At 57.4% G+C, this 21,492-nt stretch carries 19 protein-coding genes; 6 read left to right on the top strand and 13 right to left on the bottom strand.

Annotated features, from left to right (window positions below):
* The 4 genes from AB8996_RS10065 to AB8996_RS10050 all read left to right on the top strand — a co-directional run.
* On the top strand, positions 1–449 hold a 449-nt coding region (locus AB8996_RS10065), incomplete at its 5' end, for a sulfite exporter TauE/SafE family protein (protein WP_369298853.1).
* Positions 449–847 (top strand): sulfite exporter TauE/SafE family protein, encoded by a 399-nt coding sequence (locus tag AB8996_RS10060; RefSeq protein ID WP_369298854.1) that lies wholly within the window; start codon positions 449–451, stop codon positions 845–847. The genes AB8996_RS10065 and AB8996_RS10060, both read left to right, overlap by 1 nt.
* 211 nt (positions 848–1,058) lie before the next feature.
* Positions 1,059–3,647 carry a YfhO family protein gene (locus tag AB8996_RS10055; RefSeq protein WP_369298852.1) on the top strand — a complete coding sequence of 863 codons (2,589 nt, stop codon included), beginning with the start codon at positions 1,059–1,061 and terminating at the stop codon, positions 3,645–3,647.
* Positions 3,648–3,649: 2 nt separating this feature from the next.
* On the top strand, positions 3,650–4,633 hold the full coding sequence (locus AB8996_RS10050; RefSeq protein ID WP_369298851.1) for a glycosyltransferase family 2 protein: 984 nt from the start codon (positions 3,650–3,652) through the stop codon (positions 4,631–4,633).
* Positions 4,634–4,795: 162 nt separating this feature from the next.
* On the opposite strand, the gene AB8996_RS10045 is transcribed toward AB8996_RS10050, so the two are convergent.
* From AB8996_RS10045 to AB8996_RS10030, 4 genes are all read right to left on the bottom strand, one after another.
* On the bottom strand, positions 4,796–6,061 hold the full coding sequence (locus tag AB8996_RS10045) for a prolyl oligopeptidase family serine peptidase (protein ID WP_369298850.1): 1,266 nt from the start codon (positions 6,059–6,061) through the stop codon (positions 4,796–4,798).
* A 139-nt stretch (positions 6,062–6,200) separates the two neighbouring features.
* Entirely contained in the window at positions 6,201–7,574 is a 1,374-nt protein-coding gene (locus AB8996_RS10040) for a TrpB-like pyridoxal phosphate-dependent enzyme (RefSeq protein ID WP_369298849.1), read from the bottom strand.
* A gap of 358 nt (positions 7,575–7,932) precedes the next feature.
* Positions 7,933–8,097 (bottom strand): hypothetical protein, encoded by a 165-nt coding sequence (locus tag AB8996_RS10035; RefSeq protein ID WP_369298848.1) that lies wholly within the window; start codon positions 8,095–8,097, stop codon positions 7,933–7,935.
* A gap of 55 nt (positions 8,098–8,152) precedes the next feature.
* Positions 8,153–8,803: an RICIN domain-containing protein gene (locus tag AB8996_RS10030; RefSeq protein ID WP_369298847.1), complete on the bottom strand. Its 651-nt coding sequence runs from the start codon at positions 8,801–8,803 to the stop codon at positions 8,153–8,155.
* Between the two features lie 366 nt (positions 8,804–9,169).
* Between AB8996_RS10030 and AB8996_RS10025 the strand changes: the two genes are divergently transcribed.
* A complete protein-coding gene (locus tag AB8996_RS10025) occupies positions 9,170–11,650 on the top strand; it encodes a cation-translocating P-type ATPase (protein ID WP_369298846.1) in 2,481 nt (826 codons plus the stop codon).
* 95 nt (positions 11,651–11,745) lie between these two features.
* Here the strand turns inward: AB8996_RS10025 and pyrE are convergent, their stop codons facing one another.
* The 4 genes from pyrE to AB8996_RS10005 form a co-directional block, all read right to left on the bottom strand.
* A complete protein-coding gene (pyrE, locus tag AB8996_RS10020) occupies positions 11,746–12,408 on the bottom strand; it encodes an orotate phosphoribosyltransferase (RefSeq protein WP_369298845.1) in 663 nt (220 codons plus the stop codon).
* 14 nt (positions 12,409–12,422) lie between these two features.
* Entirely contained in the window at positions 12,423–13,406 is a 984-nt protein-coding gene (locus AB8996_RS10015) for a ComEC/Rec2 family competence protein (protein ID WP_369298844.1), read from the bottom strand.
* A gap of 48 nt (positions 13,407–13,454) precedes the next feature.
* Complete coding sequence (locus AB8996_RS10010; RefSeq protein ID WP_369298843.1) at positions 13,455–13,721, bottom strand: hypothetical protein; 267 nt, start codon at positions 13,719–13,721, stop codon at positions 13,455–13,457.
* Positions 13,722–14,227: 506 nt separating this feature from the next.
* Complete coding sequence (locus tag AB8996_RS10005; RefSeq protein ID WP_369298842.1) at positions 14,228–14,938, bottom strand: S24 family peptidase; 711 nt, start codon at positions 14,936–14,938, stop codon at positions 14,228–14,230.
* 193 nt (positions 14,939–15,131) lie between these two features.
* On the opposite strand from AB8996_RS10005, the gene AB8996_RS10000 reads away from it, so the two are divergent.
* Positions 15,132–15,584: a hypothetical protein gene (locus AB8996_RS10000; RefSeq protein WP_369298841.1), complete on the top strand. Its 453-nt coding sequence runs from the start codon at positions 15,132–15,134 to the stop codon at positions 15,582–15,584.
* Here AB8996_RS10000 and rbsK read toward each other — a convergent pair.
* The 5 genes from rbsK to AB8996_RS09975 form a co-directional block, all read right to left on the bottom strand.
* Complete coding sequence (gene rbsK / locus AB8996_RS09995; protein WP_369298840.1) at positions 15,499–16,410, bottom strand: ribokinase; 912 nt, start codon at positions 16,408–16,410, stop codon at positions 15,499–15,501. The two genes, AB8996_RS10000 and rbsK, sit on opposite strands and share 86 nt — an antisense overlap.
* A gap of 633 nt (positions 16,411–17,043) precedes the next feature.
* Positions 17,044–18,552: a hypothetical protein gene (locus AB8996_RS09990; protein ID WP_369298839.1), complete on the bottom strand. Its 1,509-nt coding sequence runs from the start codon at positions 18,550–18,552 to the stop codon at positions 17,044–17,046.
* A 70-nt stretch (positions 18,553–18,622) separates the two neighbouring features.
* Positions 18,623–19,156, bottom strand: a complete 534-nt coding sequence (locus AB8996_RS09985; protein ID WP_369298838.1) for a sigma-70 family RNA polymerase sigma factor — start codon at positions 19,154–19,156, stop codon at positions 18,623–18,625.
* A 162-nt stretch (positions 19,157–19,318) separates the two neighbouring features.
* Positions 19,319–20,413 (bottom strand): Ger(x)C family spore germination protein, encoded by a 1,095-nt coding sequence (locus tag AB8996_RS09980; protein WP_369298837.1) that lies wholly within the window; start codon positions 20,411–20,413, stop codon positions 19,319–19,321.
* The gene (locus AB8996_RS09975; protein WP_369298836.1) at positions 20,410–21,492 is read right to left on the bottom strand and encodes a GerAB/ArcD/ProY family transporter; all 1,083 of its coding nucleotides are present in this window, start codon (positions 21,490–21,492) and stop codon (positions 20,410–20,412) included. The genes AB8996_RS09980 and AB8996_RS09975 overlap by 4 nt, the downstream gene beginning before the upstream one ends.

The following is a 21,492-nucleotide window of genomic DNA, read 5'->3' as shown; positions in this document are numbered from 1 at the left end:
GTGTTGCAGGGCGGGGGCTTTTTGGTTTTTTCCGCTGTTTTTGGGAAAACTGGAAAAGCAGGAAAAAATCTCCGAAAAGAGGGGCTGCTATGAAAGAACGTGGAAAGTACGGAGTGATCGGCGGGCTGGGCGGGCTTGCCAACGGGCTGTTCGGCGCGGGAGGGGGGCTGTTCCTTGTGCCGCTTCTGACAAGCTGGGTGAAGCTGCCGCAGAAAAAGGCTTTCGCCACCTCGGTGGCGGTGATCCTGCCCCTTTCCCTGGTATCGGCAGTCATTTATTTCTGGAAAGGCGCGCTGGACTTTTCCGCCGCCCTCCCCTATCTCATTGGCGGCGTCATCGGCGGGCTGATCTCCGGCAAGGTGTTCCGAAAGGTGCCCCTGCCCTTCCTGCGGAAAATCTTTGGGCTGCTGATCCTCTACGGCGGCGTAAGGGCGGTGCTGGCGCTGTGATGTGGTGGGTCTCTCTTTTGATCGGCGGGCTGACGGGGGTGCTTTCCGGCTTTGGTATCGGCGGCGGCACGCTGCTGATTTTATGGCTGACCCTGGCGTCGGACATGAGCCAGCTGCAGGCAGGCGGCGTGAACCTGCTGTACTTTGTCTGCTGCGCCCTGCCCGCCCTGTGGGGGCACTGGAAAAGCGGGCTGATCGAAAAGCAGGCGGCGCTTTGGTGCGCGCTGTGCGGCGTGCCCGCCTGTATTGCTGGGGCGGTTGCCGCTTCCCTGCTGGACGTGACTCTGCTCCGCCGCCTGTTCGGCGTGTTCCTGCTGATTATCGGATTCCGGGAGCTGTTCTCCGGCGGCAAACAAAAGGATAAGGAAAAGAACAACTCTGCCAAAGGGCAGGAATAATTCCATAAAATAATCAGGCTCCGGGAAATTTCCATTCCCTGGGGTTTTGCTTTGCATTGGAAAAACTTCCCTCATCTGCCAAAAAACACTTTATCCGCACCGGCAGTTGTGCTATACTGAATACTGGATATCAGATACTGGATACGAAACCTGTTTTCCATTTTCAGGGAAACGATCACAGGGATTCATAAACGAACTTCGGAGGACGTACATGGACAGAATCAAGCAAAAAGACAACGGCGGCTGGCGGAACAATTACTTCCTGAAAGCCTTTTTCCTTGGCATGGGGCTTTCTCTGCTTATTTTTCTGCCATTCCTGGTGGTGGACGGCGGGCGCTTCCTGTTTTACGGGGACTTTAACGTCCAGCAGGTGCCCTTCTACCGGCTGGCGCACGACGCTGTGCGGGCGGGCGAATGGGGCTGGAACTACAAGACCGACCTGGGCGCGAACTTTATCGGCTCCTATTCCTTCTATCTGCTGGGCAGCCCCTTTTTCTGGCTGACCATTCCCTTCCCCTCGGAGTGGCTGCAATTTTTGATGGGTCCCCTGTTCATTTTGAAATTTGCCTGCGCATCGCTGACGGGCTACGTTTACATTCACCGCTACACCAAAAACAGGGACAGCGCCCTGATCGGCGCGGTGCTGTACGCGTTTTCCGGCTTTTCCATCTACAATATCTTTTTTAACCATTTCCACGAAGCCATCATTCTGTTCCCGCTGCTGCTGGCGGCGCTGGACGAATACATGGAGAACCGCCGGCGGGGGCTGTTCGCCCTGGCGGTGGCGTTCTGCTGCCTGACAAATTACTATTTCTTCGTAGGGCAGGTCACCTTTACGGTCGTCTATTTCTTTGTGCGGCTGCTGTGCAAAAGCTGGCACATCAGCTTTAAGGACTTCCTGCTGCTGGCGCTGGAGGCTGTTCTGGGGCTGGGCATTTCCTGCGTCCTGCTGGCGCCCTCGGTACTGGCTGTGCTGCAGAACAGCCGGACGGAAAACCTCATCAACGGCTGGAACGCGCTTCTCTACAACAAGAATCAGCGCTACCTCCACATTATCGAGTGCTTCTTCTTCCCGCCGGACCTGCCCGCCCGCCCCAATTTCACCCCGGAATCGGAGTCGAAATGGGCGTCGCTGGGCGCGTGGCTGCCGCTGTTCAGCATGACCGGGGTCATCGGCTGGCTGCAGCTGCGGAAGCGCCACTGGCTGAAAAAAATGATGTGGGTGCTGTTCGTGATGGCGCTCGTCCCCGGGCTGAACTCCGCTTTTCAGATGATGAACAGCGCTTATTACGCCCGCTGGTTCTATATGCTCACCCTGATGATGTCCCTTGCCACGGTGATGGCGCTGGAAAGTGAGCGCACCGACTGGAAGCGCTCCATCACGTGGACGCTGGGCATTACCGTCGCCATTTCCGCAGCGATCGGGCTGATGCCCTACGCGGAAACCACCGACGGGGTAAAATCCTGGTACGTGGGGCTGGAGCAGTATACCGCCCGGTTCTGGAGCTATGTGGCGATCGCTCTGGTCTCCCTGGCGGCGCTGCTGTACGTGTTCCTGTTCTGCCGGCGGAACCGGAAAACCTTTTATCGGACGCTGCGCACCGCCCTTTCCATTGTCACGGTATTCTATTCCATTTTCTTCATTTCCGTGGGGAAAACCCAGTCCGATTACACCTGGGACCATTTGATCCCTTACGCGTTAAACGGCGGCAAGGATATCGACCTGCCGGACCTGCAGGAATGCCGGTCGGATTTTTACGAATCGCTGGACAATTCCGCCATGTTCTGGGAAATTCCCTCGATCCAGGCGTTCCACAGCATCGTGCCCGGCTCCGTCATGGAGTTCTATGAATCCATCGGCGTCACGCGGGACGTGGCTTCCCGCCCGGACACCACCCACTATGCCCTGCGCGGGCTGACCTCCGTGCACTGGCTGTTTGACGATGACCATGACAACGACTATTTTGCCGGGGAGGAAAGCGCAGATCCCGCCATGCCCGGCTGGGTCTATTACGGCAACGCCAACGGCTTTGACATCTGGGAAAACCAGTATTACATTCCCATGGGCTTTTCCTACAACTATTACCTCACCCGCAGCGAGTACGACAGCATGAGCGAGGATAAACGGGAAAAAGCCATGCTTCGCGCCGTTGTATTGGAGGACGGGGATCGAAGCGACTTCGGGGCGCTGCTGGGCGAGCTGCCCGCGGACAACCGGCTGTTCACAGAGGAAAGCTACCTGAAGGACTGTGAGGACAGGGCAAAGACCGCCTGCTCCTCCTTCCAGTACACCTCCACCGGCTTTACGGCGGAGCTGAGCAGCAGCCGGGAAGCTGTCATGTTCTTCAGCGTTCCCTTTGAACCCGGCTGGTCCGCCCAGGTCAACGGGGAAGCTGCGAAAATCTATCAGGCAAATGTGGGCTTTATGGCGGTGAAGGTCCCCCAGGGGGAAAAGGTAGTCATCGAATTTACCTACCGCACGCCGGGTCTGCTCGTCGGGTTCCTCATCACGCTGCTGTCTTTACTGCTTCTCATTGGATACCTTGTCCTCATGCGCCGCATGAAAGACAGGGTGCCCCCTGCCCCGGCGATCGAAGGCTCCCTCCATGCCGGAAGGTTTTCCGACTATGCCAAATCCAGAAACGCCAGCTTCCTGCGTCCAGACGCTCTGATCCCCCGGTTCCACCGGGAACCCATAGTTCCGCCTGCGCCGGAGGAGCTGCCGCCGGAGATTATAGAAGAAGAGCCGGAGCAGGAACAGCCCGGCGAAGAAATCGAGAACAAAACTGAGGAGGAATAACCATGCAGCCTACCGTATATTTTGTCATTCCCTGCTACAACGAGGAGGAGGTCCTGCCGGAAACCGCCCGGCGGCTGACGGACAAGCTTCATGCCATGCAGGAGCAGGCGCTTGCGAATCACGCGAGCCGCATTCTGCTGGTGGACGACGGCAGCAAGGATAAAACCTGGGAGCTTATCTCCCGGCTGCACGAGGAAAACCCCATGATAGAGGGCGTCAAGCTCGCCCATAACCGGGGGCACCAAAACGCCCTGCTCTGCGGGCTGATGACCGCCATGGAACGCTGCGACTGCGCTATCAGTCTGGACGCGGATCTGCAGGACGACATCGACGTGCTGGACGAATTTGTCCGAAAGTATCTGGACGGCTGCGACGTGGTGTACGGCGTGCGGAACAAGCGGGACACGGACACCTGGTTCAAGCGCACCACCGCCGAGGGGTTTTACAGGTTCCAGAAGCTTTTGGGCGTGGATATCGTGTTCAACCACGCGGATTACCGCCTGATGAGCCAGCGGGCGCTGGAGGGGCTTTCCGAGTATAAGGAAGTGAACCTGTTCCTCCGGGGGCTGGTGCCGCTGATCGGCTACCGCAGCGACTATGTGTATTATGACCGGCACGAGCGGTTCGCCGGGGAATCCAAGTATCCCCTGAAAAAAATGATCTCCCTTGCGTTGGACGGGATCACCAGCTTCAGCGTGAAGCCCTTGAAGCTCATTTCCAATCTGGGCATCCTGATCTCTATTCTCAGCATTTTCGGGCTGCTGTACGCCCTGATCTCTTACTTTGCGGGCTGGGCGGTATCCGGCTGGACCGCCATCGTCTGCTCCATCTGGCTGCTGGGCGGGCTGCAAATGCTCTGCCTGGGCGTGGTGGGCGGCTACATCGGCAAAATTTACAGCGAGGTAAAAGCCCGTCCCCGTTACCGCGTGGAAAAACAGCTGGAACACCCGGGAAAGAGCGGCCCGGCAGGATCGGAACAAAAATAAATTGGTAAAAACTCCTCTGTGTAAACACAGAGGAGTTTTTTGTGATTTTTTGAAAGAGCATGCTTGATTCGGTCCCGCTCCGTTTCCGGCAGGGACTGTCCCTGAAAGCTGCGCAAAAGCCCGCCGTACAGGAAATGCCACTGCGTTTTTACAGCGGTTTTTTCAATCTTTTCGCTGGCAGGCAAGCCATTCCAGTAGGGAAACTTCCCTTCCGCCCAGGGTGACCGGCTTGCCGTCAAAGTCCGTGCGGCAATCGTCGTTCAGCATGGGGATCCAGGCGAAATGCCCCAGATACTCAAAGGGCTCTCCCTTTTCGTCCCGGAAACCCTCGTGGATATCCCGAATGCAGTCCCAGAAGGTGAAGTGGACGTTTTTCGCCCCCGCGGCTATCAGGCGGCGGTAGGTGGGCAGCACGCTGTCCTCCGGCTTTACCACCGGGTCGTTTTTCGCGTGGGTGAACCAGATGGGCAGGTCCCGAATGCCCATGAGCTGTTCCTCCGTAATGGTCTCATCATACAGCGCCTCGCACACGGGAAATGCCGCCGCAAAGGTATTCGGATAATCCAGGATCATTCTCATGGTCATAAATCCGCCGTTGGAGTCCCCGCCGATATAGATCCTGTTTCGGTCAACGCCGGGATTCCTTTCCACAAACTCGTCGATCAGGGCTTTCAGCGCTTCCCCATAAATGCTTTTGCCTGTACGCCCGTATTCGCCGGTGCCGTCGTTCATCCAGAAGGTTCTGGTCTGCGGCGCCAGCACATAGGCGCCCCCAAAAATTTTCTGGATCTTCGGGGAAGCCAGGTTCGTCACCTTGTTTGCCGCGTATGCCACAGTGGGGTCTATGCCGCCCTCCCCCGCGCCGTGCAGCCAGACCAGCAGCGGTCTGGGAGTGGCGCTCAGCTCCTGCGGGACAAAATACCCGTAGTTCAGGGGTTCCCGGAAAGAGGAAGTGGCATTGCGGAACACGGCGACCTCCGGCATACGGTTCTCCAGCAGGAAATCATAAGAAAGCCCGGTGAGAACAGTTTCTTCCCCCTGAATGGGTTTTGTCTGGGTCACAAAATGCCGGGGGTGAATGAATACATTCAAGCCGTTGGGGGCGGAGACCAAAGCGGACAGGGGCTTGGTCGGACCGTACTCCAGCTCCAGCACCAGGTACTCCCCCTCGTCCTGCCTGTCCCCCGCGGGGTCGGCAGGGTAGGCGTCGCGAACAGAGAGGTAACCCCGGCTGGGCTCTCTGTCGTCTGCCGCCATCCAGCTTTTGGGCAGCAGCATTACGTCCCCTTTGTCGTCCAGACGCTCCACATACACGGAAAAGCTGTCCGGGGGAACCTCCTTTACCCTTTCGGGAAGGGGCAGGATCAGCTTTGTAATGTACGGTCCGTAATCCGTGATCCTCGTCAGTGCATAGTATCCTCGTGCCATAGTATCCGTCCTTTCGTTTTCATTTTTGCCGTCTCGAAAACTATCCGCTATTTCTATTATGCAGCAAGTCCGGCAAAAAAGCAAGAGGACCCCTGCCTGATGCAGGAGTCCCTGGTTTAGGAGGATAAGAAAATTCTGTTTATTCCACCTTGGGCAGGGAGGCAAGGCTCTGCTCCAGCTCCTCGTCGGTGGGGATCGTATCGGTCATCTTGCCGTCATTGAATTTCTCATAGGCGGTCATATCAAAGTAACCCGTGCCGGTCAGACCGAACACAATGGTTTTGGCTTCCCCGGTCTCCTTGCACTTCAGCGCTTCGTCAATGGCAACGCGAATGGCATGGCTGGATTCGGGAGCGGGCAGGGTGCCCTCCACCCTGGCGAACATTTCCGCCGCTTCAAACACGGCGGTCTGTTCCACGGAGACAGCTTCCATCAGCCCGTCGTCATACAACTGGGACAGCACGGAGCTCATGCCGTGGTACCGCAGCCCGCCCGCGTGGTTGGCGGAGGGAATGAAGTTCGAGCCCAGGGTGTACATTTTCGCCAGCGGGCAGACCATGCCGGTGTCGCAGAAATCATAAGCGTATTTTCCTCTGGTAAAGGAGGGGCAGGAAGCGGGCTCTACCGCGATAAAACGGTAGTCTGCCTTCCCTTGTATCTTTTCGCCCATGAAGGGGGCGATCAAGCCGCCCAGATTGGAGCCGCCGCCGGCACAGCCGATGATGATGTCCGGCTTGATGCCGTATTTGTCCAGCGCCGCCTTGGTTTCCAAGCCGATGACGGACTGGTGCAGCAGCACCTGGTTCAGCACGGAACCCAGCACATAGCGGTAGCCGGGAGTGGAGGTCGCCACCTCCACCGCTTCGGAAATGGCGCAGCCAAGGCTTCCCGTGGTGCCGGGGTGCGCTTCCAGTATCCTTTTGCCCACCTCAGTGGTCTCAGAAGGAGAAGGAGTGACGGCAGCGCCGTAGGTGCGCATGACCTCCCGGCGGAAGGGCTTCTGCTCATAGGAGACCTTTACCATGAACACCTTGCAATCCAGATCAAAGTAAGAGCACGCCATGGAAAGCGCCGTGCCCCACTGCCCTGCGCCGGTCTCGGTGGTCACACCCTTGAGCCCCTGCTTCTTGGCATAGTATGCCTGGGCGATGGCGGAGTTCAGCTTATGAGAGCCGGAGGTATTGTTCCCCTCGAATTTGTAGTAGATCTTCGCCGGGGTGCCCAGCGCCTTTTCCAGAAAATAGGCGCGCACCAGCGGAGAGGGGCGGTACATTTTGTAGAACTGCTGAATTTCCTCGGGGATCTCAAAAAAGCGGGTGTCGTTGTCCAGCTCCTGCCGGACCAGATCGTCGCAGAACACCGGGGTCAGCTCTTCAAAGCTCATGGGCTGATGGGTAGCCGGGTTCAGCAGGGGGGCGGGCTTATTCTTCATGTCTGCCCGCAGATTGTACCATGCCCTGGGCATTTCGCTTTCGTCCAAATAGATTTTGTAGGGAATTTTCTGTTCTGCCATAGGGTTCATTTCCTTTCAGAAAAATTTTTCAGAAAACCAAAAAAGGCACCTGTCCCAATTTCTTAGGACAGATACCTGACTGCATCTGCGGTGCCACCTAAATTCGCCGAATATGAACCGGCAGAGCCATTTCATATTTTGCGCGCCTCTTTTTCGCGTACTTTCATACGCTAGCCGCTGTAACGGTCAGCCTCCGTCCTTCCTAACGCAGAGTGGAAAGGTGTGCTGTTGTAGCGCCCGCCCGTTCCCTGCCTCGGTCAGCCCTCACAGGTCCATTCCCGCTTCGCCGCACCGCCGTGATCCCACCCTCCACGGCTCTCTGAGGGCTTTCGCCCTATCATGCAGACCTGAAACGGTACTACTCCTGCTCACAGGTGTATTGGTGTTCTGATTTGTGCCCTAGTATAGCACGGCGTTTTCGTCCTGTCAAGGGATTTTGCAAAAAATTTTTTTCAGATTGCAAATCCTCTTTTTTCTTTGCTTTGCGCAAAAAGAAAAAGCAGGAAAATTCCTGCCTTTTCACGAACATCTTCTGTTTTTTGACAAGCTTTCCCTGTCGGATTTTGCAGGAAACCAGCTTATTTCTTGCCAGTCTCCTTAGCAGCGGGCTTCTTGGGCTCCGCTTTCGCCTTGGCTTTGGAAACGGTCTTTGCGGGGGCGGGCTTTTTCTCCACCGCGGTCTCTGCCTTCTTTTCCACCGCGGGAGCGGGCTTTGCAGCCGGAACGGCTTTCTTTGCTGCCGGCTTCTTGGCGGCAGGCTTTTTCGCGGTCTTGGAAGCGGCAGCCTTGGGCGTAGCAGCCTTAGGGGCAACCAGCTTCCACTGCTGTCCGGCGCCGTCCACATCTTCCCATATCTGGGCAGGGGCGCCGTCCTCATCGCTCATATCCACAATGTCCAGCACCTTGCCGGAACGGACATTGACCAGCTTCTTATAGGAAGCAGAGGCGGAAACCACGTTCCACACCTGGCTTTCGCCCGCTACGTCTTCCCAGGTCTGCGCCCAGGTGCCGTTATCGGTGCCCTCGCTCATTACGTCCAGCACCTTGCCGCTTGCCTTATTGACGATCTTCGCGCCGTTCTTTCCTTCTACAATGCTCCACAGCTGCGCGTCGCTGCCGACGGGGGCTGCCTGCTCTACGACCATGCCATTGTCCAATCCTGTTGCCTGCAGGGCCTTTTTGCTCCTGCGGTTGACGATCATAACTTCTGCTGCCTTTTTCGTTGCCATCTCAAATCTTCCTTTCCTGTGTAAAACGGGACTGTATTTCTGTTTTATTCTGATTGTAACAGTATAGTCTGATTTTCCTTATCTGTCAAGGCGAAATGGCGGTCTACCGCGGAATATCGGCAATCTCCCCAAAAATTCAAAGATATTTTCCGCATTTCTAAATATCGGAGACCATTTCCTGCAAACGACACGGCGATCCGGGAACAAACCGAAAGAAAAAGCCTCTTGGAAAAAACTGCGGGTTGGTATATACTAGAAAATAAGCTTATAGCTTTGACTCATCAAAAAACGACTTTCATCGGACGGCAGGGCTTTCCGGCGCTGTCTTTCACAGTATTTGATTATTCCGCAAAGGAGGGAGCTGCTTTGGCTCAAAAAGCGACCAGACAAAGGAAGGCTGCAAGCCCCCAACAGCGCACAGAGCGCACCCGGCAGGTGGAACGGTTCCACCCCGACCCCGGAGAGGGGCTGACTGCCGGGCAGGTGCAGCAGCGCGTGTCCCAGGGGCTGCATAACGGGGATTCCGGCATCAAGACAAAAACCGAGGGGCAGATCATTCGGGAAAATGTGTTCACGTTTTTTAACCTGCTGAACTTCGCCCTTGCCGCCGCCGTGATCCTGGTGGGTTCTCCCAGAAACGCGCTGTTTTTAGGCGTTATCGTTTCCAATATCGTGATCGGCTCCTTTCAGGGGATACGCGCCAAGCACACCATCGACAAGCTTTCCCTGATCTCTTCCCCGAAGGCGCGGGTCCTGCGGGACGGCAGGCAAAAAAATATCCCTGTGGAGGAGATCGTGCTGGACGATATCATTCTTCTGTCCGCGGGGAACCAGGTCTGCTCCGACGCCATTGTGGCAGACGGGGAATGCGAGGTCAACGAATCCCTGATCACCGGCGAATCCGACCCCATTCTCAAGCGGCAGGGCGACACGCTGCTGTCCGGCAGCTTCATCGTCAGCGGCAACTGCTTTGCCCAGGTGGAGCATGTGGGCGCGGACAACTACGCCAACCGCATTGCAGGGGACGCAAAGTACATCAAAAAGCGAAATTCGGAGATCATGGATTCCATCGACATCATCGTCAAGATCATCGGCTTTGCCATCGTGCCCATCGGCGCGCTGCTGTTCTGGAAGCAGTATTTCGTGCTGGGCGACACAGTGCAGAACTCGGTGGTCAGCACTACCGCCGCCGTGGTGGGCATGATCCCGGAGGGGCTGGTGCTGCTGATCAGCCTGGCGTTTGCGGTCAGCGTGATAAAGCTTTCCGCCCGCAAGACGCTGGTGCAGGATATGTACTGTATCGAGACCCTTGCCCGGGTGGACACCCTGTGCCTTGATAAGACGGGCACCATCACCGAGGGCACCATGCAGGTAGACAGCCTGCTGCCCTTTGAGGGCGTTTCCGAGGAAGAAATGTCCGAAGCCCTCACCGCGCTGGTAAGCAATCTTTCCGACGACAACCCCACCTTCCTGGCGCTGCGGGACAGGTTCCCCCAGCAGAGCCCGTGGCACTCCACCGCGCTGGTGCCCTTCTCCTCCGCCCGCAAATGGAGCGGCGCTTTTTTCCCTGGCAAGGGAACCTTTGTGATGGGCGCGGGAGAATTTATCCTCGGGGAGGATTTCAGCGCCATTGCCGACCGGGTGGAGGAATATTCCTCCAAGGGGCAGCGGGTGCTGCTGCTCGCCCATTCCCAGGAAAGCTTTGCCGATAAGGAGCTGCCGGACATCATCGAGCCCATGGGGCTGGTGCTCATCAGCGATAAAATCCGCCGGGAAGCCGCCCGCACCCTGCGGTATTTTGCCGACCAGGGGGTCGATTTGAAGGTCATTTCCGGCGACAACGCCGTCACCGTGTCGAACATTGCCCGGAAAGCGGGCTTGGAGAACGCGGACAGCTTTGTGGACGCCACCACCCTGGAAACCGAGGAGGACATTCGCAGCGCCGTGCGCACCTATTCCGTCTTCGGGCGGGTCACGCCCCAGCAGAAGCTGGCGTTTGTGAAGGCGCTGAAGGAGGACGGGCACACCGTCGCCATGACCGGCGACGGCGTCAACGACGTGCTGGCGCTGAAGGAAGCGGACTGCTCCATTGCCATGGCTTCCGGCAGCGACGCTGCCCGCACCGTGTCCAACCTGGTGCTGCTGGATTCCAATTTCGCCTCCATGCCGCTGGTGGTGCAGGAGGGACGGCGCTCCATCAACAATTTGCAGCGCTCCAGCTCCCTCTTTCTGGTGAAGACCATTTTCTCCGCCCTTATCGGCGTGCTGTTCATTTTCCTGAATTATTCCTATCCCTTTGAGCCGATCCAGCAGACGCTCATCAGCTCCCTGACCATCGGCGTGCCCTCCTTTATTCTGGCGCTGGAGCCCAACAAGGACAGGCTGCGGGGAAAATTCATTTTCAACGTGTTCCGAATGTGCGTCCCCGCCTCGCTGACCATGACCGCGAACATTCTGGCGCTGTGCGCCCTCAGCGGACCGCTGGGGCTGACCGGCGCGGAGATGTCCACCCTGGCGGTGATCATCACCTCCCTGACCGGGTTCATCATGCTGTTCAAGGTCTGTACGCCCTTTAACGGCTTGCGCAGCTTCCTGTTCGGCGGGCTGCTTTCGGTGTTTCTGGCGGCGCTGCTGTTCTTCCGGGACTTCTTCTCCCTGACGGACTTCACCCTGCCCATGCTCATCGCCCTGACGCCGCTGTTGACCCTGTCCATCGTGCTGATGCTGGCGCTGCTCCATCTGGTGGACCATGTGATCGCCAATTCCCAAAGCCCCGTGTACCCCTTCAAAAACAGGAATAAGCGGAAGAACAGGCGGCAGAACAGCTCCCGGCACACCGCGAGGTAAGCAGCTGCACGGTAAAAATAAGGTTTCCTCTGATTAAGATAAGAAAAAAGCCGTAAAAGCAGCCTGCTTTTACGGCTTTTCCTATTTCTTTCCATTCACAGCACACAGTATTGCGCCATGTAATCCTCCATGGCGCGGAGCAGGTCCTTGTCCGCGCCGGTCATTTCCAGATATTCATGGATATCCACCACCGTGACGATGGGGTGTACCTTGATCCCGAACTCCTCCTCCACCTCCATGATGGCGGTTTTGCCGGGGGTTTTCCCCACCTCGCAGCGGTCCACGCTGATAAACATATGGGGCACCCGCACCTTGGCGCAGGCTTTCAAAATTGGCATGGTCTCCCGCACGGCAGTCCCGGCGGTGATCACGTCCTCAATGATGAGAATACGGTCGCCGTCCTTGGGCTGGTAGCCCACGGTCACGCCGCCCTCCCCGTGATCCTTGCTTTCCTTGCGGTTGAAGAAATAGGGCTTGTCGATGCCGTGGTCCCGATACAGGGCAATGGAGCAGGCGGACGCCAGCGGAATGCCCTTGTACGCGGGACCGAACATGGCTTCAAAATCCTCCCCCGCCGCTTCCTTGACCAGGGCGGCGTAATAGCTGCCCAGTCTCGCCAGCTGCGCCCCGGTTTTATAGTTTCCGGTATTCACGAAATACTGGGTGTTCCTGCCGCTTTTCGTGACGAAATGCCCGAACCGCAGCACATCGGCAGACATCATAAATTCGATAAATTCTTTCTTTTTTTCCGTCAGCATACTGTTCTCTCCTTTTATTCTGTTTCCATCAGGGTCAGCCCGGTGGTAAAGGCGATCCTGGTGCCGTCGCTTTTGGCAAGAATGGTTTTCTCCGTGTCGGTGCGGTAAATCACCGTTCCCAGCCTGTTCAGCTTTTCCATGGTTTCCTTGTGGGGGTGCCCGTAGTCGTTCTCCAGTCCGCAGCTGATAACGGTATACCGGGGGTTCACCGCCTTCAAAAATTTGGCGGAGGTGGAGGTGCGGGAGCCGTGGTGCCCGCATTTCAGCACATCGGCAGACACGTCCGCCCCGTCCTCCAGAATGTGGGCTTCGCTGCCCTTTTCCGCGTCCCCGGTGAACAGGAACGCGTTCTCGCCGTAGGTCAGCCGGAGCACCCCGGAATAGTTGTTCAGGTCCTCCCACGCTTCCCCCTCCCTGGGGGCAAGCACCTGGAGCTCCGCCCCCTCCGGGCAGGAAATTTCTGTGCCGCTGTGCAGCTCCACCGCGGTCAAATGTTTCCTTTCCAGCGCGTTCAGCAGCGCTTCATAGGCGGAGGTGGTGGGCACCTGCTCGTCCGGGATACGGGGCAGATACACTTCCCCGATCTCAAACCGCTGCACGATCCGCGCCATGCAGCCCATATGGTCGGTGTGGGGGTGGCTGCAGATCAAAGCGTCTATCCTTTCCACGCCCAAACTGCGGAGAGCGTTGGTCAATCGATCGGCGTAAGCATATTCCCCGGTGTCGATCAGGGCGCAGAACACGCCGTCGCCGCTGGGAATGCGAATAAGCTCGCTGTCCCCCTGCCCCACGTCCAGAAAATAGACCTCCAGCCCCTCCGGGGGCTCAGCGTCTACCGCCGCCGACGCCGGGCTGCCGCCCTGCTCCGCCGGTGGCAGGGAAAAAGCATCGTCAAATACGCCCTGCTCCTCTGCCAAAAACAGCAGCAGGCAGAAGAAAATGATCCCCAGCAGCCAGCCGAAGCGCCTGCCGTTTTTCCCCATTCTCCGTCTTTTCATAGCACACCTGCTTTCAGAAAAAAGGCGGCACCGCGGCGCCGCCTTTCCTTATTCTTCATCTTCGCCGGATTTCTTGTACAGGTTGAACCGAAACAGCTTGGATTCGTCCGATTCCTTTTCGCACATGATGAAGGCCTCGGCGATTTTGCCGCCCTCGATCAGCCTTGTCAAGCCCACCAGCTGGCACAGCTTGCTTTTCAGGTTCAGGCGGTCGCCGTCCCGGGTCATCAGATAGATTTCCCCCTCGCAGCCGTCCAGCACCTTCAGAAATTCAGGGACATCTACATCGTGCAGTTCTACCATTTTGGGAGACATACGCCTACCTCCTTTTTTTAATCGTGAACCCTCTTTGTACAAACCGCAGGCAAATCACCCGACCGTGACTGCACTGGGCAATCGTGCAACCACTTTTCGTGAACCTTCTTTGTGCAGGGCGCACCTACACCGCCCGACCGCAGCTTTGTTGAATGATTACAGAACCGCTTTTCGTGAACCCTCTTTGTGCAAGCCGCGGGCAAATCACCCGCCCGCGACTGCGGTGAGCGCGTCCCGGTGGGACGCTGGTGCGAACTGACCGAGCCGACAGGCGAGAATGGGCAATCGTGAAACTACTTGCTGCAAGTCACATTTTCCCCCGCCCGACCGCAGCTTTCGCAACCATAATACTACTCCTGCGTTTGGCGTCCGTAAAACCGGCGGCTTTTGCTTTCCAGCGCGGAACCCGGTGATTAAAGTCCCGTGCTCCCCGCCCTTTTCCAGCATCCAGTATCTAGCATCTAGTGTCTATTATAGCATATCGCCGCCCGGTGTGCAAACCCTTTTCACACCTTGCCCAGCACACGCCCCTGACAGCGGAGGTCGTCAAACTCCCGAATGGCGATGGGGTCGTATTTCGGGTTCAGGGAAATCAGCTCCCGGTTTCCCAGCCGCTTTAAGAAGCCCTCGCCGTTCAGGGCAAACACGCCGATCTCCCCTTCCCGCACGGAACCGTCCAGCCGCTCCACGAATACGATGTCGCCGTCCCGATAAGCTGGCTCCATACTGTCCCCGTTGACCCGGACGCAGTAGTGCGCGTTTTCCGGCACCCGCTCGGTGGGGATTTCCAGCTTGTTGGTATAGTAGGTGTCGCCCATAGGCTCGCCGATCCCGGCGGAAACCGCCAGGTCATAGCAGTTGATATAGGTGATCCAGCCCTTCTGCTCCCGCTCCACGATATGGGTCATGCGGTCGTGCTCCGTGTCCAGCACGGCGTCTACCGCCCGCTTTCCGTACACGTCCAGCACACGGTACTTTTTCAGGTGCTCCAGCTCAGAATCGCTGATTTCCCCGCCTGCTACCTGCACCTCGTCAAAATCCGCTAGCCGGCAGCCCAGCGCCCGGCAGATCGCCTGCAGGGTCTCCAGCTTTGGATTGGTATTGATGCCCGCCGTGATCTTATCCAGCGTGCTCTGGGTCACGCCGGAAATCCGGGCAAGGTCGCCGTTGGTAAGCCCCTTTTCTTTTTTCAGCCGATTGATGATCTCCAGCCCCATGCTTCCACCGCCGTTTGCCGTAAATATCTTTTACCTGCTTTTATTATAGTTGGCAAAGTGGAAGCTGTCAAGCCCAAAAACTTCATTTTATTGAAATTTATTTTCTGCCTTCCTCTTGACAACTTCAATTAAATGGGGTAACCTGAATATAGAACTTCACTGAAAGGAAGTTTTCGAGCAAGGAGGTATTGGTATGGAGCTCACACGGAAAAATACGAAACAGACGGTAGGGGGCTGGGACGCTCCCTGTGAAGCCATTGATTACGGAAAGCTGGCGGAAAATGCCCGGCAGCAGGTGGAGCTGCTGCGGAACAGGCTGCACGAGCTGAACGGCAGCCGCTTGCAGCAGGGCGAAACAGAGCTTGCCCGGCGCAGGACGGTGCGTATCCTCACCGATATGTATTATGAGCAAAAAAGCTATTGGGCGCTGTTTGCGCAGCGGGCGGAGCGGCAGGAGCGGCTCCGTGAGGAAAAGGTTTTTTCTGCACAGCCAAAAACCGGGGAAGCTTCCCCGGCTGGAATTTCTGTCTATTCGGAAAACAAAGGGAACAGGGAGACGGTCACCCCTGCCAGCCCTCCACCTCCCCCAGGGTCGGCAGCGAAGGCTGTGCGCCTTTGCGGGTCACGGACAAGCCGGACGCTTTGACGGCAAAGCGTACCGCCTGCTCCACGCTGTCCCCGGCAACAAGGCGGCAGGCCAGAGCGGCAGTAAAGCAGTCCCCTGCGGCGGTGGTATCCACCACAGGCAGCCCGCTTTGTGCCGGGAAGCTCTGCACGCGCCCGGCTTCGTCCCGCAGCAGCGCGCCGTTGCCGCCCAGCGTTACCAGTACGTTTTTTACGCCACGGCTCTGCAAAATCCCGGCGGCGGCTTCCGGGTCCCCCTCCGGCACGCCGGCAAGCAGCGCCGCTTCCCCCTCGTTCGGCTTCAAAAAGTCAACGCAGGGGTATAGGGAACCGGGAATGTCCCGGCGGGCGGGGGCGGGGTCGAGAACCACCGTTTTTCCCAGCTCTTTTGCCCGTTTCGCGGCATAAAGCACGGTTTCCAGCGGGATTTCCAGTTGCAGCACCAAAATGTCACTGCGCTGTAAAATGTCGTCGTTTTCCTGTAAATAGGGGACGTCCACCGCCCGGTTCGCGCCCTGCGCCACCACGATCTGGTTGTTCCCCGCCGCGTCCACGCAGATAAACGCCGAGCCTGTGGGCTCCTCCGCCACGTGCCGCAGCCGGGAAATGTCCACCCCGGCGGACCGCAGGCTTTCGCACAGCGCGGCGCCTGCCCCGTCGCTGCCTACAGCGCCCAGCATGGTGACGTCCGCCCCCAGCCTTCCGGCGGCGACCGCCTGATTTGCCCCTTTCCCGCCGGGCAGCAGCTCCAGCGTCTTGGAAAGCAGCGTTTCACCGCTTTGGGGCATATGGGGCACGTTCAGCACGTAATCCATATTGACGCTGCCCACCACGACCAATCGCTTCATCACACTCTCCCCTTTCCGTTTTGCTTAGGATAGCACAAATTTCCTCAATGGGAAAGGGAAACTTGCGAATTTTAGGACACTTATGTTGATGCAGTGCAATGAAAAAAGGCTTTGCGTTATTTCCTGCCGCAAAGCCTTTTTCCGTCCATTCTCCGAATTTTAGAGCACCAACGTCCATAGGACAGTGCACCCGTGAGGCACTGAAAAAAGCGGTTTTGCAAAAGAAAGGCTGCGCCTTTCTTCCTGAAATTTGATTTCACAAAAGTAAAATCAAATTTTTCAATTAAAGATGTGTGACCGAAGCTTTTTTGTCCATTGATGGCAGTGTACCTTAGAGACTATGAAAAAGAATGTTCGGCGCTCTTTGTCGAACATTCTTTTTCCGTCCATTCCCGCCCATTCTCCGAATTTTAGTGCACCAACGCCTATAGAACGGTGTACCCCAGAGACTATGAAAAAAGCGGTTTTGCTTCGCAAAATCGGTCACGGTGTGACCGAAGCTTTTTTCCGCCCATTTTGCGAATCTTAGAACACTTGTGTCTATAGAACGGTGTACCCTCAACGCACTGAAAAAAGACGGTTCTCCGCAGGAGAATCACGGCATTTCATGCCGTGAAGTCTTTTTTCCGCCCCTTATTCCCAAGGCCACTCCACCGTATGGGAGCCCTCCTCAGAGGAATCCTGCCTGCCGGAATAGATTTGGGTCAGCCTTTCCCGGTCCTGCCGGAACGACTCCTCCAGATCCTCCACCAGCACCTCCTCGGTAACTCCCGCCCACAGCGAAAAGCGGCCTTCTATGCCATAGAGGATCGTGTCCTCGCCCAGACCCACCTTGCCGGAAAGCACCTTCACCGGCAGTACCACGGCAAAATGGAAATAAGGCTTTCCCGTGCGGACCGGGTCGGTCTTTTCGCTTGCCACATAAAATCCGTCCGCAGCCGCGTTCCAATTCAACGCGCCCTCCGCTTCCTGCATATCGAGCAGTCGTGCTCTCTCCAGGGAAGTGACGCTTTCCGTCCTCATGACAATCGTTCGGTTGGGAAGAGTTTTCCCATCGGAAAAACAGGCGAGGGTCACATAGGGCCAGGGCAAAGCGCCGTCCTGCCCTTCCTCAGCGCAGAACAGGTCGATGCGCCGGTAAACAACATTGTCCCCTCCCACCGGGACAGGCTCCATATTTCCCACGTGCCAGCCCTCGGCATACTCTGCCGCCATGGTTTCCAGCATATTGCGGCATTCCTCCGGCGTGACCTTTTTCAGCAACCGGCGCTGGTAGCCATCGTGGGAACAGGCGCGGCGGTTTTTCATGTCGATCACGAACTCCGCCGTCACCCGGGGCTCTTTCAGGGAAACCCCGGAATCTGCCAGCTTCCCGTCCCAATCGAACAGGGTAAACACCACCTGTTCCTGGCTCATATCCACATTGGTAAAGGTCCAGGTAGCGGTAATGTCCCCTTCGGTCAGGTTTTCTTCCAGAAAATATTCCGACCTGCCTGGAGCGTCCTCCGAAGCTTCTGTTTCCCCCTGTATCTCAGTGCGCGCCGGGGAAAATTCCGCTTCAAAGGAGGTGTAGCTTTCCCCCTCCACCAGCCGTTTCCCGTACAGCACGCCGTAAGTGCCCAAAGGCGTGGCGTCATAATAGCAGATGGGAAGATAGCTTTTCCTGCCCATGTAGGGCACTGTTGCCGTCAGCTTCAGAGTGGTGCCGTCCACCTCTATCTGCTGCAGCACCGTCCCGTTATCCGTGACGGGCAGCACATCGGTGGATTTTACTTTTACGGAGACCGGCGGCAGCGTATCCTGCCAGCGGTTTTCATTGAACTGCCGGAACAGCACCCCCACGCCCGGCAGGCCCTCGATCAGCTCCGGCTCGGTGGCGTTGATCCCGATCAAAATAATGCACAGCGCCGCGCAGGCTGCCGCCAGGGTCGCCGCCCCCCGGAACAGGGCGTGCAGGGGGCGTTTCCGGGCAATGGGACCGTCCGGCAGCTTGGAATAGGTCTCCTCCAGCGCCTGATAATAGGTGATGGGCGGGTCCTCCACGTCCCACGCCCTGGAAATCGTCCGGCGGAAGGACGGGCTTCTTCGCAGCGCCCGGCGGGGGACCCTTTCCCTCTTGAGCTTCTCTTTCCTTGTTTTCATAGGTACGACCACCTTCCTCTTTCGTTCAGCGGAATGTTTTGCAAAGCCAAAAAATTGTTTCCCGCAGGATCTACTCTTCTCCGTCCTGCGTATTTTCATAAAGCAGCTGAAATCTTTTTCTTCCCCGGAACAGCCGCTTTTTTACGGCGCTTTCACTGAGGGACAGCAGCCGGGAGACCTCCTTTACGGAAAGGTCGTTCAAATAGTACAGTGTCAAAATAAGCCTGTCGTTCGGGCCCAGGGCGCTCAGCAGCGCCTGAATGTCCAGGGCGCTGTCGCTTTCCCCGCCGCTCCAGCCACCGGGCTGGGCAGAATCGCAAAACAGCTCCAGCGGCAGCTCCCCCCGCTGCTGCCGCAGCAGGTCGTAGCAGCAGTTCAGCAGGATACGTGTCAGCCATGTTTTGAAATACCGGGGCTGCCGCAGCCCGGAAAGCCCTGCAAACGCCTTGCAGACGGTCTCCTGCACCGCGTCCTCCACGTCCTCCTCCGTGGGAAGAATGGCTTTTGCCGCCCGGTACATGGCAAGCTCATTGTTTTTCATCAGCTTCAAAAAGGCGTCTTTTTCGCCATTTTGCGCCCTGCGCACCAGCAATTCAGTGCTCAAAAAGCCATTCCTCCCCTCTTCCTTCCAATCATTAGACGGAAAATTTGCCTCTTTGGTTCCCCAAAAATAAAAAAATTTTTTTCGCCTTTATCTTATTGCTTTTCCCAAGGGTCCGTCAAGGAATTTTCCGCAAAAAAAAAGAAAGGGTTCCCCCTTTCCTTTTCACTTGCCGTCCTGTTCCAGCCGGCTGACCTTTGCCGTCACCTTTATTTCATACCCGCACTCCGGCAGCAATTCGCTCCATCGGCGGGAAACCTGCCGCCAGTATTCCGGGGTCTGCCGGTACACCAGCGTGCCAAAGCCGAAAATATCGCAGCCGTCGTTGATGACCGCTTTTCGGAGCGCCGATTCGATCTCCCCCTGCAGCTCCCCCGCAAGCAGCCGCTCCAATTCATCATATTCCTCCGGCGCAAGCTGCGTTTTTCCGCCGGATACGGCGCTGACGTCGCCGGTCACCTGTACCGTGAGGAGAAACTGGGGCAGCTTCCCTTCCTGCCGCCGGGACATTTTCCCGCTTCCGCCGGAAAGGGAGAGGGTGACCTTTTGCAGCCCATCTTCCCCGGCAACCACCATTTCCCCGTTTTCCAGCTTTTCCTTTACCGCCAGATATCCCCGGGTCTGGTCCAGCGTCAGGAAATCCTTAAGGACATAGCCGTCAAAATAAGCGGTGGAGACGATTTTCACCCCGTCCTCCTCCGCCCGCAGAACGGGCAGCATGGGGGCGGAGCCCTGCCGCTTCACGCCGTTCACGAAATCCAGAATTTCCACGCCCACCGTGCGCCCGGTGTCCCGGCTGCTGTCGCCAAGCTGCTGCAGCTCCCCCATTTTCAGATATTTGCCGTCCTTCTGGAAGCTCAAAATATCCTCCGCCCGCTCCTCCGCCAGATAAAGCTGCACTGCCGGGCGGGTGTTGTGGTACCTTACGAAAAAGTCCAGGCATTTGTCCAAGCCCTGTTCTCCGCAGCTTTTTCCGAATACCGTCAAATAATTGTGGGCGTAAAAGGGCTTCCGCCCGGTGGAAAGGGACAGGCTGTTCAGGGCTTCCAGCACGGAGCTGCCCCGGCACTTAAAATATTCCTCTCCCTCGTCCTCCGAGGAAACAGAGGAGCGCACCGTAACGGTAAAGGTGCCGTCTTCCTCGGCGTCCACGCCGATCCCGTGGATCAGCAGCCGCTCGTACAGCTCCCTGCCGCCGCAGCCGGAAAGGACCGTCAGCAGCGCCACACAAAGCAGCACGCAAAGGATTCTCCGCTTCATTCCTTTTCCCCCTTTCTCAGCCGCCCGACGATCCACAGAAGCAGGGGCAGCGCCGCGCCTGCTCCCACCGTGGCGAAAAGCAGCAGCTTTGTGTCCAGCAGCAACCGCTGCGCCGCCGGGCTGGCTGCCGCCCAGAACGCCAGCGCCAAGACCAAACCCCCGGACAGCAGCAGGGACGTTTTCGGGCAGCGTTTTCCTACAAGGGACGAAAAGCACACCCGGCAGGCGTACAGGTCGCAGGCGAGCTTCACGATCATGCCCATCATCCACACCCCCACGAACACTGCGTCCAGCCGCTGCATGGAGCGGATCTCCGTCAGGGAGGAAAGGGCAAATACGGGGAAATTCTGCGTAGCCGCATAGGGTCCCAAACACCCTGCCAGCAGCAGGAGCAGCACGCCTACGAACAGGAAGGTCCCCCCTGCCCAGCCGAAAAAGCCCGCTTTCTTTCTGCCGTTGACCATGGGCAGCAGCACCGCCATGTCGGCAAAAACGGAGGTCCTCGCCAAAAACAGCTCCGTGCCCTGAAGCGTCTGGGAAAAGCCGTGGGTAAACAGCGGCTCTAAATTTTCCGGGTCAAACCGAAAGGCTACAATGGCAAACAGCAGCCCTGTGCCTGCCAGCAGAATGGCAAAAATGCAGACAGCGCAGCGCGCCACCGTTTCCAAGCCCCGATACGCGCCGTACAGCGCCACCAGAAGCACCGCCGCGATGGTCAGCTCCGCGGAAAACTCCGGGTTCACGGTGTCCAGCAGAAAAATTTGGAACAGCCCCAGAGAGGAGCCGTTCACCAGAATGAAGTACAAAATGTAACACAGCGGAACGATTTTTCCCGCCCTGCCCAGCGCCAGCTGAGCCGCGTCGCCCACCGTTTTGTCAGGGTACCGCCTGTGCAGCCCCCACACAGGCAGCGCCAGTAAAATGCCCACCGCCATGGCAATGCCGCAAGAAAGAATGGCTTCCAGCATGTTTTCCCCGCCCAGGTACCGGGCGTTCAGGGCGATGGTCACCACCACCCGGGACACGAACATCATCAGGAAAAACTGCGCCGAGCTGATCCGGTGCTTCACTGCTTCCAT

The sequence above is a fragment of the uncultured Neglectibacter sp. genome (genome assembly GCA_937958185.1).
Taxonomy (GTDB): Bacteria; Bacillota; Clostridia; order Oscillospirales; family Acutalibacteraceae; genus Acutalibacter.
This window is presented reverse-complemented; position numbering and strand designations above follow the sequence as displayed.

What these genes read in the sequence shown, in the direction of transcription:
- AB8996_RS10060 (WP_369298854.1), top strand. Translation starts at nt 449, where the DNA reads ATGTGGTGGGTCTCTCTTTTGATCGGCGGGCTGACGGGGGTGCTTTCC.
- AB8996_RS10055 (WP_369298852.1), top strand. Translation starts at nt 1,059, where the DNA reads ATGGACAGAATCAAGCAAAAAGACAACGGCGGCTGGCGGAACAATTAC.
- AB8996_RS10050 (WP_369298851.1), top strand. Translation starts at nt 3,650, where the DNA reads ATGCAGCCTACCGTATATTTTGTCATTCCCTGCTACAACGAGGAGGAG.
- AB8996_RS10045 (WP_369298850.1), bottom strand. Translation starts at nt 6,061, where the DNA reads ATGGCACGAGGATACTATGCACTGACGAGGATCACGGATTACGGACCG.
- AB8996_RS10040 (WP_369298849.1), bottom strand. Translation starts at nt 7,574, where the DNA reads ATGGCAGAACAGAAAATTCCCTACAAAATCTATTTGGACGAAAGCGAA.
- AB8996_RS10030 (WP_369298847.1), bottom strand. Translation starts at nt 8,803, where the DNA reads ATGGCAACGAAAAAGGCAGCAGAAGTTATGATCGTCAACCGCAGGAGC.
- pyrE (WP_369298845.1), bottom strand. Translation starts at nt 12,408, where the DNA reads ATGCTGACGGAAAAAAAGAAAGAATTTATCGAATTTATGATGTCTGCC.
- AB8996_RS10015 (WP_369298844.1), bottom strand. Translation starts at nt 13,406, where the DNA reads ATGAAAAGACGGAGAATGGGGAAAAACGGCAGGCGCTTCGGCTGGCTG.
- AB8996_RS10010 (WP_369298843.1), bottom strand. Translation starts at nt 13,721, where the DNA reads ATGTCTCCCAAAATGGTAGAACTGCACGATGTAGATGTCCCTGAATTT.
- AB8996_RS10005 (WP_369298842.1), bottom strand. Translation starts at nt 14,938, where the DNA reads ATGGGGCTGGAGATCATCAATCGGCTGAAAAAAGAAAAGGGGCTTACC.
- AB8996_RS10000 (WP_369298841.1), top strand. Translation starts at nt 15,132, where the DNA reads ATGGAGCTCACACGGAAAAATACGAAACAGACGGTAGGGGGCTGGGAC.
- rbsK (WP_369298840.1), bottom strand. Translation starts at nt 16,410, where the DNA reads ATGAAGCGATTGGTCGTGGTGGGCAGCGTCAATATGGATTACGTGCTG.
- AB8996_RS09990 (WP_369298839.1), bottom strand. Translation starts at nt 18,552, where the DNA reads ATGAAAACAAGGAAAGAGAAGCTCAAGAGGGAAAGGGTCCCCCGCCGG.
- AB8996_RS09980 (WP_369298837.1), bottom strand. Translation starts at nt 20,413, where the DNA reads ATGAAGCGGAGAATCCTTTGCGTGCTGCTTTGTGTGGCGCTGCTGACG.
- AB8996_RS09975 (WP_369298836.1), bottom strand. Translation starts at nt 21,492, where the DNA reads ATGGAAGCAGTGAAGCACCGGATCAGCTCGGCGCAGTTTTTCCTGATG.